Annotated in this window: 1 protein-coding gene; it reads left to right on the forward strand. The window is 49.0% G+C overall.

What is annotated here, in order from left to right:
- Window positions 1-1,724, forward strand: a 1,724-nt coding sequence (locus ABW391_RS09245) for an ATP-dependent helicase (RefSeq protein WP_353481568.1), incomplete at both ends; no start/stop codon positions are given.

The raw sequence follows: 1,724 nt of genomic DNA on the forward strand, positions 1-1,724 counted from the left end.
GCCAAAGTAGTTGGTGACAAGGCCCGCAACGTATGGTCTGGTACTTTTCACTCCATTTTTGCCCGCATTTTACGGGTGGAAGCGGACAAGATTGGCTATTCCCCCAATTTCACGATTTACGATACCGAAGATACCAAAAGTGTGATTGGAGCGATCATCAAAGAGATGAACCTGGACAAGACGGTTTACAACATCAATACCATCCGCAGTCGCATCTCTTCGGCCAAAAGCAGCTTGATCACTCCTCGCTTGTACGCCGAAAACGAGGAATTGAAAATGCAGGATCGGCAAGCCAAAATGCCATTCATCAGCGAAATTTACCTCAAATACGGTGAGCGCTGCAAACGTGCAGGGGCCATGGATTTTGACGACCTCCTGTACCGCCTTTACGAGCTCTGGCAAAAGAACCCCGATGTACTGGACAAATACCGCAAGCGCTTCCGCTACCTGCTGGTGGACGAGTTTCAGGATACCAATACCCTTCAATACGGCATCATTCGCAAATTGGTGCATTATGAGGGCAGCCCGCGCAACATTTGTGTAGTGGGCGATGATGCCCAAAGTATTTACGCTTTTCGGGGCGCAACAATCCAGAACATCCTGGATTTTGAGAAGGATTTCAACAGCTATGGCATCAAGGTATTCAAGCTGGAAGAAAATTACCGCTCTACCGAGCACATCGTACAGGCGGCCAACGAAGTGATTCGCTTCAACAAGCGGCAGATCCAGAAAAAAATCTGGTCAAGCAAAGGATCGGGACAAAAAATCAAGGTCATCAAAACCATGACCGATGCGGAGGAAGGCAAAAGAGTAGCCGATACGATCTCAGAACAACGCAACCGCTATCACCTCCGCAACACCGACATTGCCGTGTTGTACCGCACCAATGCCCAAAGTCGGGTCATGGAAGAATACCTGCGCCGTTACAATATTCCCTACAAGGTTTTTGGAGGTTTGTCTTTTTACCAACGCAAGGAAGTCAAAGACTTGATTGCTTACTTGCGCCTGGCCGTCAATCCCAAGGATGAAGAAGCCTTGCGTCGGGTCATCAATTTTCCCAAACGCGGCATTGGCGATAGTACGGTTGATAAAATCAGTGAGCTGGCCGGACAGCAAAACGTCACCATGTGGGAAGTATTGGTGCAGATCAACGCCGGCGCCCGCACCCAAAAATCCTTGCTTGAATTCATCAAGATTGTACAAGACAGCGGTCAGCAGGCAAGCACCCTCAATGCCCACGAGGCGGCCTTGTACATTGCCAAGCATTCCAAACTGATTGAGGAATACAACCAGGACAAAACCGTAGAAGGCCTTGGTCGTCTGGAAAACCTCAACGCCCTCCTGGATGGTATTAAATCCTTTGTGGAGGACGATGAATTTGAAACGGCTGCCGAGCAGCAAAACAAATCGCTCGCTTCTTATCTGCAAAATATCGCACTATTGACCGATATGGACGACGAGTCCAAATCTGGCGACTACGTCACGTTGATGTCTGTGCACTCGGCCAAAGGCCTTGAATTCAAATCGGTTTTTGTAGTAGGGTTGGAAGAGAAACTTTTCCCTTCTTTCATGTCTATGGATTCTCCCGATGGCCTGGACGAAGAGCGCCGCTTGTTTTATGTGGCCATCACCCGCGCTGAGCAGTTTTTAACCCTCACCTTCGCGATGAGTCGGTACAAGTTTGGCCAGATGCAGTACAATGAAATGAGCCGCTTCATCGAAGA

The organism is Haliscomenobacter sp., from assembly GCF_040403615.1.
Taxonomy (GTDB): Bacteria; Bacteroidota; Bacteroidia; order Chitinophagales; family Saprospiraceae; genus Haliscomenobacter.